The sequence below is a fragment of the Falsiphaeobacter marinintestinus genome (genome assembly GCF_007923355.1).
Lineage (GTDB): Bacteria > Pseudomonadota > Alphaproteobacteria > Rhodobacterales > Rhodobacteraceae > Phaeobacter_A > Phaeobacter_A marinintestinus.
In genome coordinates this window covers 115,347-138,316 of the sequence record NZ_VOGO01000010.1, presented here as the reverse complement: position 1 = coordinate 138,316, position 22,970 = coordinate 115,347, and the positions used below count along the sequence as shown (strand labels likewise).

Here is a 22,970-nt window from a genome sequence, read left to right as displayed (position 1 = left end):
GGTCCTTATGTAGGTGACAGGCGGGGGCAAGTCCACCGTTCTGACGCTATTGAGAGGAACCTTGAATGTACCTGTTTCTGGCCTTTTTGCTGGTCCCTATCATCGAGATCGCCCTGTTTATCCAGGTGGGCGGCATGATTGGGCTGTGGCCAACGCTTGCCATCGTGATCCTGACCGCGATGCTGGGCACCTGGCTGGTCAGATCGCAGGGGCGATTGGCAATGGGGCAATTGCAGCGTTCATTTTCTGAACTCAATGACCCGACTGAGCCTTTGGCGCATGGTGCGCTGATCCTGGTCGCGGGTGCCCTGTTGTTAACCCCCGGGTTTTTCACCGACGCGTTTGGCTTTGCACTGTTGATGCCTCCTGTACGGGTAGCGGTGTTTCGGTATCTGAGATCACGGGTGACTGTCGCCAGTTTCCAAATGGGGTCCAGAACAACCTATACCCGACATCGGGGAGGGCAGGGTGACATTATCGACGGTGAGTTTACCGAAGTTCGGCCCAAGTCCGATCCCAATGCGCCACCTTCCGGTTGGGTCGAAGGCCCTGACCGGGATTGAGCTAACCTGACCAAGCTGATAAGCAGCGAATAACCGAGTATCAGGAGTATTTTTATGACCGAAAACGGTGCAACCGAAGGCGCTGAAGCGCAGGCAGGCCAGCAGATTCAGATGCGTATTCTGGGCCAGTACATTCGCGACATGTCCTTTGAAAACGTGATGGCACAAAAGGGCCTGGGCACCGACGTTCAGCCGGACGTCAATGTGCAAGTCAATTTGGATGCGAAAAAGCGTGCAGCCGATCATCAGTTCGAAGTGATGATCAAAACCACTATCGAATCCAAGGTGAAGGGTTCAGACGATGTTCTGTTCCTGCTTGAGCTTGAATACGCCGGCATCTTCCACATCGAAGGTGTGCCAGAACAACAAATGCACCCCTTTCTGTTGATCGAATGCCCGCGGATGCTGTTCCCGTTCCTGCGCCGGATCGTCAGCGACGTTACCCGCGACGGTGGTTTCCCGCCGCTGAATCTGGACAATATCGACTTTGTCGGGATCTATCGCAACGAACTGACGCGCCGACAGGCTGCTGAGGCGGCTCAGGCCACCACCAACTGATCTAAATTTGATAACGCGCCTGATTATATCAGGCGCGTTTCCACACTGCATCTTCCCCCAGTTTTTCAATGAAATCGTGATGCGCTGCGCGTTCTTCGGGCGTTGTGCGCGCGGGCAGGGGGCTTGGGCGCTTGGTCGGACGCCAAGTATCGGAAACAGTTGTTCCGGCACTTGATTGCGTTGCCGACAAACCAAAATCTGGTTGCCGCCCACCAATCAGCTCTAAATACACTTCGGCAAGAATTTCCGAGTCAAGCAGGGCGCCGTGCAAGATACGGTCAGAGTTATTGATACCAAACCGTCGGCACAGCGCATCCAGCGATGCGGGTGATCCGGGAAACCGCTTGCGGGCAATGGCCAGTGTATCAATGGCCCGCTCAAAGGGGATCTGTGGCATCCCGATCCACTTCAATTCGGCATTCAGAAACTTCATATCGAAGGCCGCGTTGTGGATCACCAGCCTGGCATCGCCCACGAAATCGAAAAACGCCTGCCCGACCTGTTTGAAAACCGGTTTGTCGCGCAACGTGATAGCCCCGGGTTTGGCTGGCTGCGGCGGCTGGAGAAGATCAGGCCCGATCCCGTGCACGCCAAATGCCTCTTCGGGCATCATCCGTTCCGGGTTGATATACTGGTGGTATGTATTGCCCGTCGGCATGTGATTATGGAGTTCCAGGCAACCGATTTCGACGATCCGGTCACCGCTTTCGGGGTCAAATCCGGTGGTTTCCGTATCCAGAACGATCTCACGCAAGTGCCAGCCCCTCTCGGATTTTCGCAATGATATCATGGACCTGTCGGCGCGCGTGATCTATCGTATCAGTGATGATCACATAGTCTGATTGCGCTCGCTTTTCGGCGTCTGGCAATTGCTTGTCACTGATCTGAAGAAATTGATCGCGGGTCATTGTCCCACGGGCAAGAACACGTTGTTCCTGAACCTCGGGCGGGACAGACACACAGGCAACAGCGTCAACAGCCAGGTTTCCACCGGTTTCAAACAGCAGCGGTATGTCGAAAACCAGGATATCACTGGTCGCGGATTTGCGAAATTCAGCACGGTCAAGCCCAACAAGTGGATGTACGATCTGTTCAATGCGTTTCAACGCTTGCGGGTCCTGACCAATGATCTGTTTCAAAGCGTCCCTACTGACCGCGCCATCGCGAATTGCGTCAGGAAACACAGCCCGCAATGGTTCAACCGCCGCACCGCCAGCTTCGTATAGCCGATGTACCGCCGCGTCCGCATCCCAGACATCACAGCCTGCCTCGGCAAACAGCTTTGCCGTCGTGCTTTTACCCATGCCGATAGACCCGGTCAGGCCCAGAACAAAGCTCATCTCAGGGCGGCGGCGCGGGTTGCTGTATCAACGGCAGGGCGGGTTCCAAACCAACGCTCGAACCCCGGAACCGCCTGATGCAACAGCATACCCAGGCCATCCACGGTGATACATTCCGCCTCTTCAGCTTCTTGTAACAGACGTGTTTTCAAAGGCGTATAAACCAAGTCGGTTACAACGGTGCCTTTGCGGAAGCCATCCAATGGAATTCGCAACTCGGGCTTTCCGACCATGCCAAGCGAGGTCGTGTTCACCACCAAAGATGCATCTTCAATGATATTGCCCGCCTGAACCCAATCGACCACTTGAACACGATTGCCGAAATCCTCACGCAGCTTTTCAGCCCGCACACGGGTACGATTTGTCAGCAAGATTTCGGGAACGCCGGCTTCGATCAGCGCGGCGATTACTGCCCGCGCTGCACCACCGGCGCCCAAAACTGCTGCCGGCCCGGATGAAGGGACCCAATCCGGCGCGCCGGTTTTCAGGTTCTCCAAAAAGCCATAACCGTCCGTGTTGTCAGCGATGATCGATCCGTCGTTGCGGAAAGTCAGCGTGTTTGCCGCTCCGATCAGCGTCGCACGATCAGTAATCTGATCTGCAAGTCCCAGCACAGCCTCTTTATGCGGGAGCGTCACGTTCACCCCGACAAACCCGGCTTTTGGCAAGGTGTGCAGAACCTGCTCAAGATCTTCGCTGCTCACATCCATCGGCACGTAATAGCCTGGAATACCGTATGTATTCAGCCAGTACCTTTGCAAACGAGGTGACTTCGAGTGGGCGATCGGGCTTCCGATGACCCCGGCCAATGGTATCCGCATGTCCGTCATTGCGCGATAACTCCCCTCACCGCCAAGTAATTGAGTAGCTCTAACAAGGGCATACCCAAAACGTTAAAATAGTCGCCGTCAATGGTTGCAAACAGCCTTACGCCTTCTTCTTCCAGTTTATAAGCACCAACTGCGTGTTGAATGCTATCCCAGTTACGAGAAACATAGTCGGCGAGATACGCATCTGACGCTAAACGCATCCGCAGCCGGACTTGACCAACGTGACGCCAAACCGGTTTGCCATCTTCATACACGACGGCCGCAGCCAACAGCATATGCCGTTTCCCGCGCATTCGTAACAGCTGGGATAGTGCGTCGTCCTTCGAAACCGGTTTCGACAGCAACTGTCCCTCAAAATCCAACACCTGATCACAGCCAACAACGAGGCTTCCGGGGTTTTTGGCGCTGACCTTGCGGGCTTTTGCTTCGGCCAGAGCGTCAGCAATATCCCGGGGCGAAGCGCCTTCTGCTATCAGGGATTGCTTGATCGCGTCTTCGTCCACGCGAGGGACGGAAACAGAGAACGCAAGCCCTGCGTTTTGCAACAGAGTGGCGCGAACCGATGAGCCCGAGGCAAGGAGGATGGGTATAGACATGTGGAAAACTATGCGAACAACTGGTTGAAGGGATCCTGATGATTTGCCGTCATTCGGGGATGACATGCAAGCCTGTCATCAAAACGTCATCTTGTCCTCACAAGCGCAGATTTTCTACATGCGGGATAAGGATAACTTCTCGGGTTGGGAAAAGCCTAGCGTGTCGGACTTGTAAGCCAGTTATCCACATTATCAAAGGGGGTAAATTTGTCTTAAGTATTTGTTATATATATGGTTTCTTACTATTCTTCAGTTTATTAGTTTTGTGTGAACTACTTCATCCACCCGTGGATAACGCCGAGCACAACTGAATAATCCACTGTTCTGAGGCTGCCTACATAATCATCAACCTTTCTTATTCTTATATTTATTATTAGGAAGGCTAAGCCGAGAAACGAGATCAAGATGACAGACATCCTGTTTACCGTGTACCCATGGGTCAAGTCGCTGCACATCATGGCGGTTCTGTCCTGGATGGCAGGGTTGTTCTATTTGCCCAGACTGTTCGTCTATCACGTAGAACAGGCAAATGATGTCGATGGGGCATCTGCTATCTTTGACGTGATGGAGCACAAGCTGCTGCGTTTCATCATGCGGCCTGCCATGATCACAGCGTGGATCTGCGGTTTGATTATGATGATGACTCCTGGCATTGTTGATTGGAGCTGGGTGTGGCCCTGGACAAAGGGTGCTGGGGTGATTGCGATGACCTGGTTCCATTATTGGCTGGTGATGCGCCAGAAGGACTTTCTTGCAGGTCAAAACACGCTTACCGGCCGCCAATATCGCATGATGAACGAGGTTCCGACGGTACTTATGGTTGTCATCGTGATCTCGGTAGTCGTGAAATTCTGATCCAAGGTTTGACTCGGCGCCTTTGGTTGCCTATGTAGCCTTCCAACCTGCCCGTCCGGGTGGCGTGTCTTCCATTCTCTTGAAATTGCACTCTGGCTGATCGCTGGCGTCGAAAGTTGTACTGTCCCATGACAACAGAATCAGAATCCCTGAAACTTGCCAATCTCAAGGCGCAAAGTCCCAAAGACCTTTTGGCGATGGCCGAAGAGCTTGAGATTGAAAACGCGTCGACCATGCGCAAGGGCGAAATGATGTTCCAGATTCTGCGTGAACGCGCGGACGAAGGTTGGATCATTTCCGGCGATGGTGTGCTTGAGGTTCTTCAGGATGGGTTTGGCTTCTTGCGGTCGCCTGAGGCGAACTATCTGCCTGGTCCGGACGATATCTATGTCTCGCCCGACATGATCCGGCAGTATTCGCTGCGCACTGGTGACACCATCGACGGTGTCATGAAAGCACCGGGTGACAATGAACGGTACTTCGCGCTGACAAGCGTTACGCAGATCAATTTCGAAGATCCGGAGCGTGCCCGGCACAAGGTTGCGTTCGACAACCTAACGCCGCTGTATCCAGATGAACGACTGAAGATGGAGATCGAAGATCCCACCATCAAGGATAAATCAGCTCGCGTCATCGATCTGGTTGCCCCAATCGGCAAAGGTCAACGCTCACTGATCGTCGCGCCGCCGCGGACTGGTAAAACAGTTATCCTGCAAAACATTGCGCATTCGATCGAACGGAATCATCCTGAGTGCTATTTGATCGTTCTTTTGATCGACGAACGTCCGGAAGAAGTCACGGACATGCAGCGATCCGTTAAGGGTGAAGTTGTGTCTTCAACTTTTGACGAACCCGCGACGCGTCACGTTGCCGTTTCTGAAATGGTGATCGAAAAGGCAAAGCGTCTGGTCGAACATAAACGAGATGTTGTTATTCTTCTCGATTCTATAACAAGACTTGGTAGGGCATTTAACACTGTCGTGCCATCTTCGGGCAAAGTTCTGACCGGTGGTGTAGACGCAAACGCGTTGCAGCGGCCGAAACGGTTCTTCGGTGCCGCCCGGAATATCGAAGAAGGCGGGTCTCTGACTATTATTGCAACCGCTCTGATCGATACCGGCAGCCGTATGGACGAAGTTATCTTCGAAGAATTCAAAGGTACCGGTAACTCAGAACTCGTGCTGGATCGCAAGATTGCGGACAAGCGCGTGTTCCCGGCTATCGACATCCTCAAATCGGGCACCCGGAAAGAGGACCTGTTGATCAACAAAATCGATCTGCAGAAGACCTTTGTTCTGCGACGGATCCTGAATCCTATGGGGACGACGGATGCGATCGAGTTCCTGTTGTCCAAACTGAAACAGACCAAGTCGAATTCCGATTTCTTCGATTCGATGAACACCTGATTTCAATCCAACGCGTGAGGCCAGGGTATGGACACGATCTTCGCGCTGGCTAGCGCGCGGGGCAAAGCTGGTGTTGCTGTTATCCGGATCTCCGGCCCGTCCGCGCATAAAGTCGCGGGCAGAATGGCGGGGATAGATCTTGACCTGCGCGGAATGAAGTTGTGTCGGCTTCGCGACGATGCTGGTGACATATTGGATGATGCACTGGTCCTGACTTTCGCTGCGCCTGCGAGCTTTACAGGCGAAGACGTTGTGGAATTGCAGATTCATGGCAGCACGGCCGTGATTTCAAAGGCGCTGGATGTTCTGAGCCGTCAACCAGAGCTTCGAATAGCTGAACCCGGAGAATTCACCCGGCGAGCTCTCGAAAATGGTAAGCTGGACCTTGCTCAGGTCGAAGGACTTGCAGATCTGATTGATGCTGAAACAGAGGCGCAACGTACGCAGGCGCAAGCACTGTTGGCTGGAAAGCTTGGTGATCTGGCTGAAAGCTGGCGTCGGGATTTGATCCGAGCGGCATCGCTGTTGGAAGCGGTTATAGATTTTGCTGACGAAGAAGTCCCAACAGATGTCACACCAGAAGTGAACACCTTGATTTCACGTGTTGAGGCACAGTTGATCAAGGAAACACGGGGCGTGGCCATCGCAGAACGTATCCGCGATGGGTTTGAAGTGGCGATTGTTGGTGCACCCAATGTCGGTAAATCCACCTTGTTAAATGCGCTGGCCGGACGGGACGCTGCGATCACGTCTGAGTTTGCCGGAACCACCCGCGACATCATCGAAGTCCGAATGGATCTGGCGGGACTGCCGGTTACATTGCTGGATACAGCGGGGGTTCGGGAGACTGATGACATGGTCGAAGGATTGGGAATTGCGCTGGCCCGGACAAGGGCGTCGCAAGCTGATTTGCGAGTGTTCCTTGTTGAGGATGATGATACGCTTGGTATTTCCATTCAATCAGATGATATTGTCTTGCGGCCCAAGGCAGATCAACGCCCAGATACAGATGCCTCCATCTCTGGAAAAACGGGTCAGGGTGTCGATCAGCTTATAGAGCGGATTGGCGCAGTTTTGTCCGACAGATGTTCCGGCGCGGGTTTGGCGACGCGTGAACGGCACAGGCTGGCAATGAAAAAATCTGGAGACGCGTTGGAAGGTACCCGGAGGGTTCTGGAAACCGGCCCAGATCAGTATGATATAGCTGCAGAAGAACTGCGGACCGCGATTCGTGCGCTGGAAGCTTTGGTAGGCCGTATCGATGTTGAAAACCTTTTGGACGAGATTTTCTCGAGTTTCTGTCTGGGTAAGTGAGGAGTGTTTCACGTGAAACATTCGGATTATGACGTGATAGTTGTTGGCGGTGGACACGCGGGAACCGAGGCCGCGCATGCAGCGGCGCGTATCGGTGTCAATGTTGCGCTGGTAACCTTGTCGCGTGAAGGTATAGGCGTAATGTCATGCAACCCAGCTATCGGCGGGCTCGGCAAAGGCCACTTGGTACGGGAAATCGACGCCATGGATGGCGTAATGGGTCGTGTGGCGGACAAGGCCGGTATCCAGTTTCGTTTGCTGAACCGTCGCAAAGGTCCTGCAGTTCAAGGCCCCCGGGCACAAGCCGACAGAGCTATCTATCAGTCTGCCATGCTGTCGGAAACGCAAAACCAGCGCCATCTTGATATCGTCATTGGCGAAGTGATTGATTTCCTGATGCAAAATGGAAGGGTTTCCGGGGTGCGTCTGGAGGATGGATCGGAAATATCGAGCCAATCCGTTGTTCTGACATCCGGTACCTTTTTGCGCGGGATCATACACATAGGCGATGTGCAGCGGCCAGGCGGGAGGATGGGCGACAAGCCTTCTGTGAAGCTTGCTGAGCGAATTGATGAATTCGGCCTGCCACTTGGGCGGCTGAAGACCGGAACACCGCCGCGTCTTGATAGCCGAACAATCGACTGGGTGATTTTGGAAAGCCAGCCAGGAGACGAAGACCCCACACTGTTTTCCTTCATGTCCACCAAAGTCGAGGCGCCCCAGATCTCCTGCGGAATAACGTATACCAATTCTAAAACGCACGAGATCATCGAAAGGAACCTGTCGCGGTCTGCCATGTATGGCGGACATATCGATGGTATCGGGCCTAGGTATTGTCCGTCGATCGAAGATAAGATCGTCCGGTTCAAGGACAAAGACTCACACCAGATATTTCTTGAGCCGGAAGGGGCCAACGACCACACTGTGTACCCAAACGGTATATCGACGTCCTTGCCTGAAGATGTGCAGCTTGACTATGTGCGGTCTATCAAGGGATTAGAGAAGGCCGAAATTCTCCAAGCTGGGTATGCGATTGAGTATGATTATGTGGACCCACGGGCTCTTTCAGGACAATTGTCCGTAAAAGATGTGCCGGGCTTGTATCTTGCGGGCCAAATCAACGGGACAACCGGCTACGAAGAAGCAGCTGCTCAAGGGTTGGCAGCTGGTTTGAACGCAGCCCTTGCTGTCCAGGGGAAAGACCCGCTGACATTCAGTCGGGCCAACAGCTATATTGGTGTGATGATCGACGATCTGACAACACGTGGTGTCGCAGAACCCTATCGTATGTTCACCTCGCGGGCAGAATTTCGGTTGTCACTGCGTGCAGACAACGCTGACCAGCGACTGACTCCGTTGGGTTTGGAACTTGGATGTGTGGCAGAAAAGCGAAAGGCGGCCTTTTTGGCTAAGATGGACAGGCTAGAATCGGCCATGGATCGTCTGAACGCGCAAAGCTACACTCCCAAGCAGATTTCTAACGCGGGGATTCGTGTCAATCAGGATGGTTCACGGCGTCGTGCATTGGATGTTTTGGCGTTTCCCGACGTGACTTTTGAGGATCTTGTGATGCTTGATCCAGAATTGGACAAGGTCGAATCAGAGACGCGTCGGCAGGCAGAACGGGACGCGTTGTATGCGAATTACATCGCTCGACAACAAAAAGATGTTGACGCGCTTAAACGAGATGAAAACCAAATTATTCCATTGGATTTTGATTATGAACCCATCCAAGGTCTATCGAACGAATTGAAGGCAAAACTGTCTCATACAAGGCCTGGGAATCTGGCGCAGGCCGCGAGATTGGATGGCATGACCCCTGCGGCCTTGTCGTTGCTATTGGCAACATTACGCAAGGGTCAACGCGTTCGTCGTGCTTTATGAGCGATAAATTCGAAGCCCTGTCTGACTTGAATGTTTCACGTGAAACATTCGAGCGAATGGAGATCTTTGCAGATCTTCTGCAAAAGTGGAATCCCAAGATAAACTTGGTTTCTCGGAACAGTATGTCGGACCTTTGGATCAGGCACATCAAAGATTCCGTTCAGGTCTTCCGATGTGTTCAGTCAATAGGCCATTGGGTTGATCTTGGCAGTGGGGGCGGGTTCCCTGGTACCATCGTTGCGATCATGGCTGCATCCGAGGCCCCACGCCTGAAAGTTACTCTGGTGGAAAGCGATCAGCGGAAATCAGCTTTCCTAAGAACAGCGGCTCGAGAAACTGGCGTGGGTTGCCAGGTGATTTCCAAGCGTATCGAGCAAGTTCCTGAGTTGAAGGCCCAAGTTTTGTCGGCGCGGGCCCTGGCTGATCTAACAACACTTCTTGGTTTTGCTGAACAACATTTAGACGAAAACGGAATAGCGCTGTTTCCCAAGGGCGCGACATGGGAAAAAGAGCTAGCAGAGGCGCGCCGACACTGGCAGTTTGAAGCCACTCCGGTTAAGAGTCTGACGGAGTCAGAAGCAGTAATCTTGAAGATCAAAGGAGTGTCACGTGGCTGATCTTTCCCGTCCACCAGGACCGAAAATCATAGCTGTGGCAAACCAAAAGGGTGGAGTCGGTAAGACGACGACCGCGATCAATCTGGCCGCGGCTTTGGTCGAGCTTGAAAAAACAGTGCTCGTGGTTGATCTGGACCCTCAGGGGAATGCTTCAACCGGGCTGGGAATCGATCCCTCTGAACGCGATATGACAACCTATGAGTTGTTGGTCGACGATGCGCCGCTTGATGACGTCATACAAGAAACTGAGATCGCAGGACTGCACATTGTGCCTGCCACCGTTGATCTAAGCTCTGCTGATATTGAACTGATCTCTAACGAAAAGCGCAGCTTTCTTTTGCACGATGCGTTGAGGCAGACGGCGATGGATCGCTATGGATTTGACTATATCCTGATTGATTGCCCACCGTCGCTGAGCCTTTTGACGGTAAACGCAATGGTTTCTGCGCACTCGGTTTTGATTCCTCTGCAAAGTGAGTTTTTCGCTTTGGAAGGTTTGTCCCAACTTATGCTTACAATCCGCGAAGTTCGGCAAACTGCAAACCCTGATCTCCGGATCGAAGGCGTTATTCTGACCATGTTTGATCGGAGAAATAACCTTTCGCAGCAGGTAGAGCAGGATGCGCGGGCAAACCTGGGAGACCTGGTTTTTGACACGATCATTCCGCGAAATGTTCGGGTCAGCGAGGCGCCATCCTATGCGATGCCCGTGCTCAGCTATGATCCGAACTCACAAGGTGCTGTTGCATACCGGGCATTGGCGCGGGAAGTTATGCAGAAAAACGGTAAACTAGCAGCGTAAACCACGAGGAGGCGCGTTTTGGCTGACAAGAAATCAAAACCGCGAGGGCTGGGCCGGGGCCTGTCGGCCCTTATGGCGGATGTTACAGCCGAACCGGCGCCGTCATCCGAGGTCGCGGTTAGCCGCTCGGATGCGTCGGTGCCAATCGAGCGGCTGATAGCAAATCCAAATCAACCACGGCGTCAGTTTGTCGAAGAAGATCTGGCGGATCTGACGGCTTCGATCAAAGAAAAAGGTATTCTCCAGCCGTTGATCGTTCGCCCGGCGGATGATGAAAAATACGAAATTGTAGCGGGGGAACGCCGTTGGCGCGCTGCGCAAAGGGCACAATTGCATGAAGTGCCGGTCCTTGTGCGCGATTTGGATGATACCGAAGTTCTGGAAATCGCAATAATCGAGAATATTCAGCGCGCTGATTTGAACGCGATGGAGGAGGCTGCTGGTTATCGCCAGCTGATGGAACGGTTTGGACATACTCAGGAGCGCATGGCAGAAGCTTTGGGAAAAAGCCGGAGCCATATTGCCAACCTGTTGCGTTTGCTAAATTTGCCGGACGACGTGCAAGAATATGTTCGTGATGGAAAGCTGTCGGCAGGGCACGCACGTGCGTTAATCACATCTGACAACGCTTCGGTTTTGGCAAAGAGTGTTGTCGGAAAAGGTATGTCCGTTCGTGAGACCGAGGCTTTGGTCAAGAAAAAGGTCAAGCAGGAAGATCACTCAGGGACTTCCCCAAAACCCCGCAGGTCTGCCGAAAAAGATGCAGATACCAAAGCACTGGAAGACGATCTTTCAGCCGCATTGGGTCTGAAGGTAACCCTTGACCATAAACCTGGAGGAGAAGCCGGCCAGATGGTGATCAAGTACGATACCTTGGATGAACTGGACGATTTGTGTGGCAGGATCAGCCGTTAGGTCGCGACCAGATAAAGACTAGTACGGCGCTTAGCACCACCGCCTGAATGATCAGAACATGTTGCGGGACTCCGAATAGCAAAGAAATCCCAAAAACAGCGGCAATGGATAGGGTCGCCAGCCTTTTGGCGGAAGGACGGATGGCGCCCGAGGTGTTCCACTCGTTGATCATTGGTCCAAAAGTTTGATGAGATAACAGCCAGTTGTGCAGTCGGCTGGAAGATCGTGCGAAGAAAAAAGATGCAAGCAAAAGAAACGGAACCGTGGGCAAAAGCGGTAAGACCACGCCGATCAAGGCAAGTGCGACACACAACAACCCCAGCGTGGCCCACAGATATTTCATTGGTTAATCCGCCAATAGTTCACGAATAATCGCATTCAAAACGGGTTGTCCTTTCCGTGTGGCTTTCATTGTTGCGCCGCTCAGAGAAACCATTCCCAAATCCTGAAGATAGATCAGTTTGTCATTCGGCAAAGGTTTTCCCGAAAGTTGCGTGTACCTATCGATATCTAGTCCCTCAGCAAGCCTTAGACCCATCATAATGTATTCTTCGGATTGCTCCGAAGGGCTAACTTGGGTCCTTACGGATTCTCCGTTTCCTGCAGATGTACGTTCGATCCAGGCCGCCGGAAGCTTAGGGCACTCTGTCGCGAAACGTTTTCCGTTCAAGGTTAACCGCCCATGTGCGCCGGGCCCGATGCCTGCGTAGTCGCCGTATTTCCAATAGATCAGGTTGTGCCGGGACTCCGTGCCGAGCCGGGCGTGGTTTGATATCTCATAAGCAGGCATATCGTAGGAGTCGCAGATGTCTTGGGTAAGAAGATACATGTCTGCGGCACGATCGTCATCGGGTAGGCCGCGCAGTTTACCCGCGGCGTAACGATCACCAAAAGCGGTGCCATCTTCGACAGTCAGCTGATAAAGTGAAAGATGGTCAACAGACAGGTTTAGAGCCTTTTCAAGCTCGGATTCCCATGCCTGTAGAGTCTGGTCTTGCCGAGCATAAATCAGGTCGAAACTGACCCTATCAAAGCAGCTACGAGCAACATCGAAAGCCGACAATGCGTCGTTCACCGAGTGAATTCGACCTAACCGCTTTAGATCTGCATCGTTCATCGCCTGAAAGCCCATCGACACACGGTTAACGCCTGCGTCCCGGTACCCCAGAAAACGACCAGCTTCGGCTGATCCCGGGTTGGCCTCTAATGTGATCTCGATGTCATTGGCAAAGGTCCAGTGCAGCCGCGCGGCTTCGATGACCGCCGCAACTGTGTCCGGGTGCATCAGACTTGGCGTGCCGCCACCAAAGAAGATCGAGTTCAAAAGGCGGTCGGGTGTCTCGCCTGCAACACGCTCTATTTCGGACAAATAGGCTCTAATCCAGACAGTTTCATCGATTTCGCGAGCGACGTGGCTGTTGAAATCACAATAGGGGCATTTGGCCTGACAGAATGGCCAATGCACATAAAGGCCGAAGCCTCCGTTTTTCCAATCTTCAGCCAAAACAGCCTGCTATGAACTGCTTCACCGCGCGAGCCCGGTGACTGATCTTGTTTTTTTCCCAGCGGTCCATCTCGGCGAACGTAATGTCAAAGCCTTCGGGAACAAACATCGGATCATACCCAAACCCGTTGTCACCGCGCATGGGCCAGACCAAGTGGCCAGGCATCACGCCTTCAAATGCTTCGTCGTGCCCATCGGGCCATGCCAACACCAAGGTGCATCGGAATTGGGCGAACCGAGGGTGCGGCGCGTTTTTTGCCTCAAGCTCATCATGTGCGCGGGTCATCGCCATGACAAAGTCGCGACCGTTGGGGGTTTCGGCCCAATCTGCCGTGTAAACGCCAGGGGCACCGCCCAAAGCGTCAATGGTGATCCCGGAATCATCTGACAGCGCGGGCAATCCCGTTGCTTTTGCGGCAGCATGGGCCTTGATCCGGGCATTGCCGACAAATGTGTCTTCGGTTTCTTCCGGCTCGGGCAAATCCATCTCGGCTGCCCCGACAACTGACACGCCAAAGGGCTTGAGAAGATGCTCCATCTCCTCAAGCTTGCCTTTGTTGTGCGTGGCGATCAAAAGCCGGTCGCCCGAGAATTTTCGGGTCATGCCGTTGCTGCCTTTTGCGCGCCGACCAGTTCACCAACGCCTTTTTCGGCAAGATCCATCAGTTGATTCATCTGATCACGAGAGAAAATCGACCCTTCGGCTGACATCTGAACTTCGATCAGCTGCTTGGATCCGGTCATGATGAAGTTTCCGTCAACGCCGGCTTCACTGTCTTCTGGGTAATCGAGATCCAGAACTGGCTGACCCGCATAGATACCACAGCTTACGGCGGCGACAGGATCAAGAAGCGGGTCCGAGATAACGACTCCGGCCTTCATCAGCTTGTTTACAGCCAACCGCAAAGCAACCCATCCGCCTGTGATCGCTGCGCACCGTGTTCCACCGTCGGCCTGAATCACATCGCAGTCGATCGTGATTTGACGCTCGCCCAAGGCGACGCGATCAACGCCAGCACGCAATGACCGTCCGATCAGGCGCTGAATTTCAACAGTGCGGCCGCCTTGCTTGCCTGCTGCGGCTTCGCGCCGCATCCGTGTGTTGGTTGCGCGTGGAAGCATCCCGTATTCCGCCGTGACCCAGCCAAGGCCTGATCCCTTGATAAAGGGCGGTACACGCTCTTCCAGAGTGGCGGTGCACAACACATGGGTGTCGCCGACCTTAATCATGCACGACCCTTCGGCATGTTTGGTCACACCAGTCTCGATTGAAACCGAGCGCATTTCGCTTAATTCTCGTCCTGAAGGTCGCATTGGAAATCCTTTGTTGCTTGCGGGGGGGATACAGTTGGGTCAGGCGATGATGCAACCCCGATTGACCTTTGTGCGACGTGGTCTTTAATGGCAGTTCCGCCAAGGGTAGCGCATATGAACGATGCGACGAAACTATTGGATGAAATGAACGATCGCTCGCGCGAGGTTTTCCGGCGCGTGGTTGAATCGTATCTGGATAGCGGTGATCCTGTGGGCAGCCGTACTTTGACCCGTGCGATGAGCGAAAAGGTCAGTGCCGCGACGATCCGCAATGTGATGCAGGATCTTGAGTTTCTTGGCCTTTTGAACAGTCCGCACATTAGTGCCGGACGCATTCCGACTCAGATGGGCTTGCGGATGTTTGTGGATGGATTGCTTGAGGTTGGCGATCTTGACGACAGCGATCGCCAAAGAATAGACGCCACACTTGGCAGCAACACGGCCGACGTGGGCGGTATGCTGGACCGGGTTGGTGCTGCCTTGTCAGGTGTGACCCAAGGAGCGTCTTTGGTTCTGACACCCAAGCACGAAGCTGAAATCAGGCATATCGAATTTGTGTCTCTGGCCCAGGATCGTGCGTTGGTTGTTCTGGTTTTTTCCGACGGCCATGTCGAAAACCGTCTTTTTACACCTCCGCCTGGGCAAACTCCCAGTTCGATGCGCGAAGCCGCGAATTTCCTGAATGCACTGATCGAAGGACGGACGCTAAGTGAAATCCGCGGCGTGATACAGCGCGAGATCGCAAACCGTCGTCAGGAAATAGATACGTTGGCACAGCAGATGGTCGAAAGCGGAATGGCGGCCTGGGAGGACGAAGAATCCGACTCGGCGCGTTTGATTGTCCGGGGGCGGTCGAATCTGCTTGGAGCAAATGAGTCGGGCGAAGAAGAACTGGAACGGATCCGTAGTCTTTTTGACGACCTTGAGCGCAAGCAGGATATTGCCGAGTTCCTGGATCTGACCGAAGACGGCGATGGTGTGCGGATTTTTATCGGCTCAGAGAACAAACTTTTTTCACTTTCGGGTTCCTCTTTGGTCGTGTCTCCTTATATGAACGCTGATCGAAAGATTGTCGGTGCGATCGGGGTCATTGGCCCGACCCGGCTGAATTATGGAAAGATCGTGCCGATCGTGGATTATACGGCACAGCTGGTCGGAAAGTTGATCTCTGACCGGAGCTAGAGGTAGAAAGATGGCAGAGCGGAAAGAAAACGATTTCCTGGATGATATTTCTGACGCCGAGGCGGAAGAAATGGCCGATGAACTGGAAGAGTTCAGCGACGACGAACTGGAACTGGATGCTCTCCGCGCCGAGCGGGATGAGTTGAAGGACCGGTTTATGCGCGCATTGGCCGACGCCGAAAACGCACGCAAACGGGCCGACAAATCGCGCCGGGATGCTGAGCAGTATGGTGGATCGAAACTGGCGCGAGACGTGCTGCCGGTCTATGACAACATGAAGCGTGCTCTGGAAGCAGCTTCAGATGAACAGAAAGAAGTCGCCGGGGCGTTGATCGAAGGGATCGAGCTGACAATGCGCGAGCTTTTGAACGTGTTCGGAAAGCATGGAGTTGAGGTTATTTCGCCCCAAATCGGCGACAAGTTTGACCCACAGTTTCATCAGGCAATGTTCGAGGCCCCTGTTCCCGGTACGGTGGCGGGTGAAATTATCCAAGTTGCGGCCGAAGGGTTCATGTTGCACGACAGATTGTTGCGCCCGGCGCAGGTCGGCGTCTCTTCAACCCCGGCATCGTGATGAGCCTGCGCTGAAGGACAAGTGCCTTCGGCAAGGGTATTTGGAACAAGAAAGAAGCAGGGGCGGTCAGGATCTGGCCGCCTCTTTCAGTTTGTAAAGCATTTCCAACGCTGCGCGTGGCGTGAGTTCGTCAGGATGAACATCATCCAATAGTGAAACAACGGCGGATGGTTTTGCCGGTGGCGGCGGCGGCGCGGTGGACTGGATCGAAAACAGCGGTAGATCGTCAATCAATGCCTTTTGGGTCGATCCGCCCTCGCGTTCGCCTTTTTCAAGTGCGTCCAGCACCACGCGGGCCCGCTCAACAACCGAAGTAGGCAATCCGGCGAGTTGCGCGACTTGCACACCATAAGACCGGTCAGCCGCGCCTTTGCGGACTTCGTGCAGAAAAATGATCTCGCCATCCCAGTCTTTGACCGCGACAGTCGCGTTCTCTACCCCTGCGAGCTTTCCGGCCAGAGTTGTGAGTTCGTGGTAGTGGGTGGCAAATAAGGCGCGGCAACGGTTGGTTTCGTGCAGATGTTCCAGAGTGGCCCACGCAATGGAAAGACCATCATAGGTTGCCGTGCCGCGTCCGATTTCATCCAGGATCACAAGTGCGCGGTCATCAGCCTGGTTCAGAATGGCGGCAGTTTCGACCATTTCCACCATGAAGGTTGATCGACCGCGGGCCAGATCGTCCGAAGCCCCGACCCGGCTGAACAACTGGCTAACGATCCCGATTTCGGCCTGATCTGCAGGTACGTAGCTGCCCATTTGCGCCAGAAGAGCAATCAGCGCATTCTGGCGCAGGAATGTCGATTTACCAGCCATGTTCGGGCCGGTCAGCAACCATATTTCTGCGCCTTTGTCGGCACTCAGATCGCAATCATTGGCGACAAAACTGTTGCCTGACTGTTGACGCAGGGCATGTTCGACAACGGGATGTCTGCCCCCGATGATCTGGAATGCGCGATTGTCGGTTACCTTTGGTCGGCACCAGTTCTCAGAGCGGGCAAGGTCCGCCAGCGCAGACGCAAGATCAAGGACGGCCAATCCGCGCGCAGCGGCGTTCAGGCGGGCGGCGGTTGCCAGAATAGCTTCGGAAAGCGCTGAATAGAGACGCTTTTCAATCTCTAACGCTAGGTTTCCCGCGTTCAAAATCCGGGTTTCGATTTCGCTGAGTTCAACGGTGGTAAACCGCACTTGATTGGCAGTGGTCTGGCGGTGAATGTAGGTGTCAGACAGCGGTTGCGACAACATCTTTTCTGCATGGGTTGCTGTGGTTTCGATGAAGTAGCCCAGCACGTTGTTGTGTTTGATTTTCAGAGAGGCGATGCCGGAATGTTCGGCATATTGCTTCTGAAAAGCCGCCACAACCGACCGGCCGTCGTCGCGCAAAGCACGGGCGTCGTCCAGCTCAGCATTGTATCCGGGGGCGATGAATCCGCCATCGCGGGCCAAAAGCGGCGGTTCGGCGACAAGAGCTGAATCAAGCAGATCGCAAAGGTCGTCAAAACCGGTCAGGACGCGAGTGGCGTCCGCCAAAGCTTCGGGCAGATCTTGTTGTGCGCAGAGTTCGGCAATGTCCTGCGCCTGAATTAAACCGTTTCGGATCGCGGCCAGATCACGAGGACCGCCCCGGTCAAGGGACAGTCGCGACAGCGCGCGGTCCAGATCGGGTGTTTTCCGCAACGCAGACCGCAGATCTTCGGACAGGCGCGAGTTATCGATGCAGAAACTGATGGCCTCAAGCCGCCCATTGATCGTGGGCAAATGGCGCGAGGGACTGGACAGTCGCTGTTCCAGAAGGCGGGCGCCTCCGGGCGTGACTGTCCGGTCGATGACCGACAACAATGAACCGGGCCGTCCACCAGACAGAGATCGGGTCAGTTCGAGGTTGCGGCGGGTTGCGGCGTCGATCTGAACCACATGATCGACCGCCTCGCGTTGCGGCGTGCGCAAGAGTGGCAATTTGCCCTTTTGGGTCAGGTCCAGATAATCGATCAGGGCGCCCATAGCCGAAACTTCGGCGCGGGTGAAAGAGCCAAAGGCATCAAGCGCGCTAACACCAAACAGGGAACAAATACGTTTTTCGGCTGCGGTACTGTCAAAGCTGGACCGCGCCAGCGGGGTTGTCGAAATCCCCAGATCAGAGACCAATTCGTGCCTTTCAGTCTCGATTGCTTCGGTGGTGATCAGCTCAGACGGGGCAAGGCGGGCAAGTTCAGGGCTTAACCGGACAGGAGTCATCGAAAGAACATGAAACGCGCCGGTAGAAATATCGCACCACGCCAACGCAGCATCATCCCTGATTTCGATGTATGCGGCCAGAAAGTTGTGGCTGCGCGCGTTCAGCAAAGCATCTTCAGTCAGAGTACCCGGCGTGACCAGCCGAACGACGCCTCGCTTCACCACCGATTTGTATCCGCGCTTCTTGGCCTCGGCCGGGCTTTCCAGCTGTTCGCAGACGGCAACGCGGAACCCCTTGCGGATCAACGTCAGCAGATAACCTTCGGCGGCGTGGACCGGGACGCCGCACATCGGGATATCGGCGCCATCGTGTTTTCCACGTTTCGTTAGGGCAATATCCAGCGCTTGGGCGGCTGCGACGGCATCATCAAAGAACATCTCGTAAAAGTCGCCCATGCGGTAAAACAGCAGGGCATCCGCGTGCGCGGCCTTGATTTCGAGAAACTGCGCCATCATGGGCGTGACTGTGGCCAACTGGTATTCTCCCGGGCTTCGGATGCGCGGCGACCTTACAAATCGCTGGCCTGCGGCGAAAGACGAAAACGCTTGGGCGTTGAGACCTCTTGCCGGGTCATGTAAGACGCCGGGGCCGACCTGAGGAGACACCGGACCGATGCCCAAAGCCAAAATCACAAAAGAAGAGGCACTCGCCTTTCACCTGGAACCGACACCGGGCAAGTTCGAGATTCAGGCCACTGTGCCGATGACCACACAGCGGGATTTGTCGCTGGCGTATTCTCCGGGTGTCGCGGTTCCGTGTGAAGCGATCGCTGAAAACCCCGAACTGGCCTATGATTACACCAACAAAGGCAACCTTGTGGCCGTGATTTCAAACGGGACAGCGGTATTGGGGCTTGGTAATCTGGGGGCGTTGGGCAGTAAGCCCGTGATGGAAGGCAAGGCAGTTCTGTTCAAACGCTTTGCCGACGTGAACTCCATTGATATCGAACTGGATACCGAAGATCCGGACGCGTTCTGCAACGCGGTTCGCCTGATGGGCCCGACTTTTGGCGGGATCAATCTGGAAGATATCAAGGCACCCGAATGTTTCATCATCGAGCAGCGCCTGAAAGAAGAGATGGATATCCCGGTCTTCCACGACGACCAGCACGGTACGGCTGTGATCTGTGCCGCTGGTCTTATCAATGCCTTGCACTTGTCGGGCAAAAAGATCGAGGACGTCAAGATCGTCCTGAACGGCGCGGGCGCGGCGGGTATCGCCTGTATCGAACTGCTAAAGCATATGGGTGCACGGCACGAAAACTGCATCGTGTGCGATACCAAGGGTGTGATCTATCAGGGCCGCACCGAAGGTATGAACCAGTGGAAATCGGCCCATGCGGTGAACACCGATCTACGGTCCCTTGAAGACGCAATGAAAGACGCAGACGTGTTTCTGGGCGTATCGGTGAAGGGCGCGTTGACGCCGGAGATGGTTGAAGGCATGGCCGACAACCCGGTTATTTTCGCAATGGCGAACCCCGATCCCGAGATTACGCCAGAGGACGCGCACGAAGTACGGCCCGATGCGATTGTGGCCACAGGCCGGTCTGATTACCCAAACCAGGTCAACAACGTTCTGGGCTTTCCTTACTTGTTCCGTGGCGCGTTGGATATCCACGCCCGTGCGATCAACGATGAAATGAAAATCGCTTGCGCGCACGCTCTTGCAGCTCTGGCACGCGAAGATGTGCCGGACGAAGTTGCTTTGGCCTACGGTAAAAACCTGACCTTTGGCCGGGATTACATTATACCAACCCCGTTCGACCCGCGTTTGATCCATCGGATTCCCCCCGCAGTGGCAAGGGCAGGAATGGACACAGGCGCTGCCCGCCGTCCGATCATCGACATGGATGCCTATGAGGTTGGTCTGAAATCGCGGATGGATCCAACTGCCAATATTCTGCGCGGGATGAACGCCCGCGCCCGCGCAGCGCAGGCCCGCATGATCTTTGCCGAGGGCGACGATCCTCGCGTTTTGCGTGCTGCCGTATCCTATCAGCGATCTGGCTTTGGCAAGGCGCTGGTTGTCGGGCGCTCGGATGATGTGAAGCAAAAACTAGACGCCGCCGGTCTTGGCGATGCCGTACGCGAACTTGAGATCGTGAATGCCGCCAATTCCAAGCATCTCGATACGTACAAAGAGTTTCTGTATCGGCGACTTCAGCGTAGTGGTCACGATATGAAAGACGTTCACCGTCTTGCCGCGCGTGACCGGCACGTCTTTGCTTCGTTGATGCTAGCGCATGGCCACGGCGACGGGTTGGTCACTGGGGCAACCCGTAAATCCGCCTATGCGCTGGACCGGATCAATCATGTCTTTGATGCGGATGCCAAGAACGGCGCAGCCGGTATCACCGCGCTTTTGCATAAGGGACGGATCGTTCTGATTGGCGATACACTGGTCCACGAATGGCCAGATGAGGAAGATTTGGCCAATATCGCTGAACATGCCGCCGTCGTTGCCCGCCATCTTGGTCTTGAACCGCGCGTGGCCTTTGTGTCGTTCTCAACTTTCGGTTACCCGGTCTCGGAGCGAGCGGAAAAAATGCATATTGCCCCGTCAGTACTCGACCGGCGTGGCGTGGATTTCGAGTACGAAGGCGAAATGACCGTCGATGTCGCGCTGAATGCGCAGGCCCAATCGGCCTATCCGTTTCAACGACTGACCGGCCCCGCCAATATCCTGATCGTACCGGCGCGGCATTCAGCGAGCATTTCGACCAAACTGATGCAAGAGATGGGCGGTGCAACCGTGATCGGTCCGATCCTGACCGGGGTCAACAAGCCGATCCAGATCTGTTCTACGCAGGCGACGGCGAATGACATCCTCAACATGGCCATCCTTGCGGCCTGTGATATCGCCTGATGACAATCTGGAACCTTGGTTCGATCAATGCGGACATGGTCTATGCCGTGCCGCACTTGCCCGGCCCGGGTGAAACTTTGGCCGCGCACGATCTGAAGCGGTTCCTGGGCGGTAAGGGCACGAACATGTCGGTTGCCGCTGCGCGGGCGGCCGCGCATGTGTGCCATATCGGCGCTGTGGGGCCAGACGGCGGCTGGGCGATTGAACGCCTTTTGGAGTATGGCGTTGATACCCGCCACATTGCGTCGATTGACGTTCCGACCGGGCACGCGATAATCGCGGTCGACCCAGATGGTGAAAACCAGATCATTATCTATCCTGGCGCAAACCGGGTGATATCAACAGATCAGGTTGATCACGCACTGTCGTCCGCCGAAACTGGTGACATCCTGATTTTGCAGAATGAAACCAATGCACAGTGCCATGCCGCGCGTCGCGGTGCCGATATGGGTTTGCGGGTGGGCTATGCGGCCGCGCCATTTGAGGCGTCAGCGGTCAAAGCCGTTCTTCAGGACCTGGATATGTTGTTTTTGAATGAGGTCGAAGCCATTCAACTGGAACAGGCCACGGGATTGACTCCGGACCAACTTCCAATCGCTGATGTGATTGTGACGCTTGGCGCAAGAGGCGCCCGACATTTTGACATCAGGCACGGGCATTCCCGCGATTATCCGGCGATTTCTGTACAGCCCGTGGATACCACGGGCGCCGGGGACACTTTCACGGGTTATGTGCTGGCCGGACTTGATCGCGGTATGCCGATGCCTCAGGCCATTGCTCAGGCCAGCCTTGCTGCCGCAATCATGGTCACGCGGTACGGCACGGCGGATGTCATCCCGGACCTTCGGGACGTGCAAGAATTTCGGATGCGCTAGCTCAGCTTCCGATAAACGGCGCTGCGTCGCCCCAAAGCTGTTTCACAATAGCGTCGCGTTTGCAGGCTTTGCGATAGGCTTTGTAGGCTTCTGACTGTTTCTTTGGCCCGAAACGGGTCAGTACCAATTTCGTTCCTTTATAATAATCCTGATGATACGCCTCGGCAGGGTAGAATGGTTTTTCGCCCAGAACCGGGGTGACAATCTTTTGGCCTAACTCACTTTGAGCGTCGGACACCACCTTCTCAGCAATGTTCTTTTCTTCAGAGTTAGAGACAAAAATGGCGGTTTTATAGCTATCCCCACGATCACAAAACTGACCCCCGGCGTCGGTCGGATCAACAGAGCGCAAGAATAAGGTCAACAACGCCTCGCGCGTGACTATTGTGGGATCAAAAGTAATCTCAACAGCCTCATAGTGACCGGTGCCACCACGTGTGACCTGCTTGTACGTCGGGTTTTCCGTTGTGCCGCCAGTGTAACCCGATACGGCCTCGATTACACCCGGAACACTTTCAAAATCAGATTCGACGCACCAGAAGCACCCTCCTGCAACAGTCAGGGTTTCGTTGTTTCCTGCATGGGCAGGAACGCCGCGCAACAGAACGGCAAGGCCGATCAAAAGGGTCAGCACCACAGGTTTGAAGGTATCAAGACGGGTCATGGCAAGTCTCCTTGACCTTACGTTGCATTGCCGTTCGGGAACGGGCAATCGGCTGACATGTGATCTCACGGCCTGG

General features: G+C 54.5%; 23 protein-coding genes. 13 read left to right on the top strand and 10 right to left on the bottom strand.

Translation table 11 applies throughout. The features are described 5' to 3' along the window. The first annotated feature begins 65 nt into the window (after positions 1-65). Positions 66-563 carry an FxsA family protein gene (locus FOY56_RS18975; protein ID WP_146347681.1) on the top strand — a complete coding sequence of 166 codons (498 nt, stop codon included), beginning with the start codon at positions 66-68 and terminating at the stop codon, positions 561-563. A 54-nt stretch (positions 564-617) separates the two neighbouring features. Continuing rightward, positions 618-1,121 (top strand): protein-export chaperone SecB, encoded by a 504-nt coding sequence (gene secB, locus FOY56_RS18970; protein WP_146347679.1) that lies wholly within the window; start codon positions 618-620, stop codon positions 1,119-1,121. Positions 1,122-1,149: 28 nt separating this feature from the next. On the opposite strand, the gene dnaQ is transcribed toward secB, so the two are convergent. From dnaQ to FOY56_RS18950, 4 genes are read right to left on the bottom strand one after another with little or no spacing between them, the layout of a single operon-like run. Further along, complete coding sequence (gene dnaQ, locus FOY56_RS18965; RefSeq protein ID WP_146347677.1) at positions 1,150-1,875, bottom strand: DNA polymerase III subunit epsilon; 726 nt, start codon at positions 1,873-1,875, stop codon at positions 1,150-1,152. Beyond that, a complete protein-coding gene (gene coaE, locus FOY56_RS18960; protein WP_146347675.1) occupies positions 1,868-2,461 on the bottom strand; it encodes a dephospho-CoA kinase in 594 nt (197 codons plus the stop codon). Before coaE ends, dnaQ begins: the two co-directional genes overlap by 8 nt. After that, a complete protein-coding gene (locus FOY56_RS18955; protein ID WP_146347673.1) occupies positions 2,458-3,291 on the bottom strand; it encodes a shikimate dehydrogenase in 834 nt (277 codons plus the stop codon). The genes coaE and FOY56_RS18955 overlap by 4 nt, the downstream gene beginning before the upstream one ends. After that, entirely contained in the window at positions 3,288-3,887 is a 600-nt protein-coding gene (locus FOY56_RS18950) for a Maf family protein (RefSeq protein WP_146347738.1), read from the bottom strand. Before FOY56_RS18950 ends, FOY56_RS18955 begins: the two co-directional genes overlap by 4 nt. Positions 3,888-4,292: 405 nt before the next feature. Between FOY56_RS18950 and FOY56_RS18945 the strand changes: the two genes are divergently transcribed. From FOY56_RS18945 to FOY56_RS18915, 7 genes are all read left to right on the top strand, one after another. Continuing rightward, on the top strand, positions 4,293-4,742 hold the full coding sequence (locus FOY56_RS18945; RefSeq protein WP_425468379.1) for a CopD family protein: 450 nt from the start codon (positions 4,293-4,295) through the stop codon (positions 4,740-4,742). 128 nt (positions 4,743-4,870) lie between these two features. Beyond that, positions 4,871-6,148, top strand: a complete 1,278-nt coding sequence (rho, locus tag FOY56_RS18940; protein ID WP_146347669.1) for a transcription termination factor Rho — start codon at positions 4,871-4,873, stop codon at positions 6,146-6,148. Between the two features lie 27 nt (positions 6,149-6,175). Next, the gene (gene mnmE / locus FOY56_RS18935; RefSeq protein ID WP_146347668.1) at positions 6,176-7,462 is read left to right on the top strand and encodes a tRNA uridine-5-carboxymethylaminomethyl(34) synthesis GTPase MnmE; all 1,287 of its coding nucleotides are present in this window, start codon (positions 6,176-6,178) and stop codon (positions 7,460-7,462) included. A gap of 12 nt (positions 7,463-7,474) precedes the next feature. Beyond that, the gene (gene mnmG, locus FOY56_RS18930; RefSeq protein WP_146347667.1) at positions 7,475-9,346 is read left to right on the top strand and encodes a tRNA uridine-5-carboxymethylaminomethyl(34) synthesis enzyme MnmG; all 1,872 of its coding nucleotides are present in this window, start codon (positions 7,475-7,477) and stop codon (positions 9,344-9,346) included. Continuing rightward, the gene (gene rsmG, locus FOY56_RS18925; protein ID WP_146347666.1) at positions 9,343-9,963 is read left to right on the top strand and encodes a 16S rRNA (guanine(527)-N(7))-methyltransferase RsmG; all 621 of its coding nucleotides are present in this window, start codon (positions 9,343-9,345) and stop codon (positions 9,961-9,963) included. The genes mnmG and rsmG overlap by 4 nt, the downstream gene beginning before the upstream one ends. Then, on the top strand, positions 9,956-10,765 hold the full coding sequence (locus tag FOY56_RS18920) for a ParA family protein (protein WP_146347665.1): 810 nt from the start codon (positions 9,956-9,958) through the stop codon (positions 10,763-10,765). Before rsmG ends, FOY56_RS18920 begins: the two co-directional genes overlap by 8 nt. Positions 10,766-10,783: 18 nt before the next feature. After that, positions 10,784-11,680 (top strand): ParB/RepB/Spo0J family partition protein, encoded by an 897-nt coding sequence (locus FOY56_RS18915; RefSeq protein WP_146347664.1) that lies wholly within the window; start codon positions 10,784-10,786, stop codon positions 11,678-11,680. Here the strand turns inward: FOY56_RS18915 and FOY56_RS18910 are convergent. Genes FOY56_RS18910 through rph form a run of 4 tightly spaced genes read right to left on the bottom strand, consistent with a single transcriptional unit; the run spans position 11,670 to position 14,498 of the window. After that, positions 11,670-12,023 carry a YbaN family protein gene (locus FOY56_RS18910; protein ID WP_146347662.1) on the bottom strand — a complete coding sequence of 118 codons (354 nt, stop codon included), beginning with the start codon at positions 12,021-12,023 and terminating at the stop codon, positions 11,670-11,672. The genes FOY56_RS18915 and FOY56_RS18910 overlap by 11 nt on opposite strands. Before the next feature lie 3 nt (positions 12,024-12,026). Next, positions 12,027-13,184: a radical SAM family heme chaperone HemW gene (gene hemW / locus FOY56_RS18905; protein ID WP_146347660.1), complete on the bottom strand. Its 1,158-nt coding sequence runs from the start codon at positions 13,182-13,184 to the stop codon at positions 12,027-12,029. After that, positions 13,177-13,788, bottom strand: a complete 612-nt coding sequence (gene rdgB, locus FOY56_RS18900; RefSeq protein WP_146347658.1) for an RdgB/HAM1 family non-canonical purine NTP pyrophosphatase — start codon at positions 13,786-13,788, stop codon at positions 13,177-13,179. Before rdgB ends, hemW begins: the two co-directional genes overlap by 8 nt. Then, positions 13,785-14,498, bottom strand: coding sequence for a ribonuclease PH (gene rph, locus FOY56_RS18895; protein WP_146347656.1), 714 nt, complete (start codon positions 14,496-14,498; stop codon positions 13,785-13,787). Before rph ends, rdgB begins: the two co-directional genes overlap by 4 nt. A gap of 114 nt (positions 14,499-14,612) precedes the next feature. Here rph and hrcA point away from each other — a divergent pair, with 114 nt between their 5' ends. Together hrcA and FOY56_RS18885 are read left to right on the top strand one after the other, a co-directional pair. Beyond that, positions 14,613-15,680, top strand: a complete 1,068-nt coding sequence (gene hrcA, locus FOY56_RS18890; RefSeq protein WP_146347654.1) for a heat-inducible transcriptional repressor HrcA — start codon at positions 14,613-14,615, stop codon at positions 15,678-15,680. Between the two features lie 10 nt (positions 15,681-15,690). Continuing rightward, positions 15,691-16,254, top strand: a complete 564-nt coding sequence (locus FOY56_RS18885; protein ID WP_146347652.1) for a nucleotide exchange factor GrpE — start codon at positions 15,691-15,693, stop codon at positions 16,252-16,254. A gap of 66 nt (positions 16,255-16,320) precedes the next feature. On the opposite strand, the gene mutS is transcribed toward FOY56_RS18885, so the two are convergent. Next, a complete protein-coding gene (mutS, locus tag FOY56_RS18880) occupies positions 16,321-18,942 on the bottom strand; it encodes a DNA mismatch repair protein MutS (RefSeq protein WP_186766394.1) in 2,622 nt (873 codons plus the stop codon). Positions 18,943-19,099: 157 nt separating this feature from the next. On the opposite strand from mutS, the gene FOY56_RS18875 reads away from it, so the two are divergent. Beyond that, the gene (locus FOY56_RS18875) at positions 19,100-21,355 is read left to right on the top strand and encodes an NADP-dependent malic enzyme (RefSeq protein ID WP_146347648.1); all 2,256 of its coding nucleotides are present in this window, start codon (positions 19,100-19,102) and stop codon (positions 21,353-21,355) included. Then, positions 21,355-22,230: a ribokinase gene (locus FOY56_RS18870; RefSeq protein WP_146347647.1), complete on the top strand. Its 876-nt coding sequence runs from the start codon at positions 21,355-21,357 to the stop codon at positions 22,228-22,230. Before FOY56_RS18875 ends, FOY56_RS18870 begins: the two co-directional genes overlap by 1 nt. 1 nt (position 22,231) lies before the next feature. On the opposite strand, the gene msrA is transcribed toward FOY56_RS18870, so the two are convergent. Further along, positions 22,232-22,894 (bottom strand): peptide-methionine (S)-S-oxide reductase MsrA, encoded by a 663-nt coding sequence (gene msrA / locus FOY56_RS18865; RefSeq protein WP_146347644.1) that lies wholly within the window; start codon positions 22,892-22,894, stop codon positions 22,232-22,234. Positions 22,895-22,970: the final 76 nt, after the last annotated feature.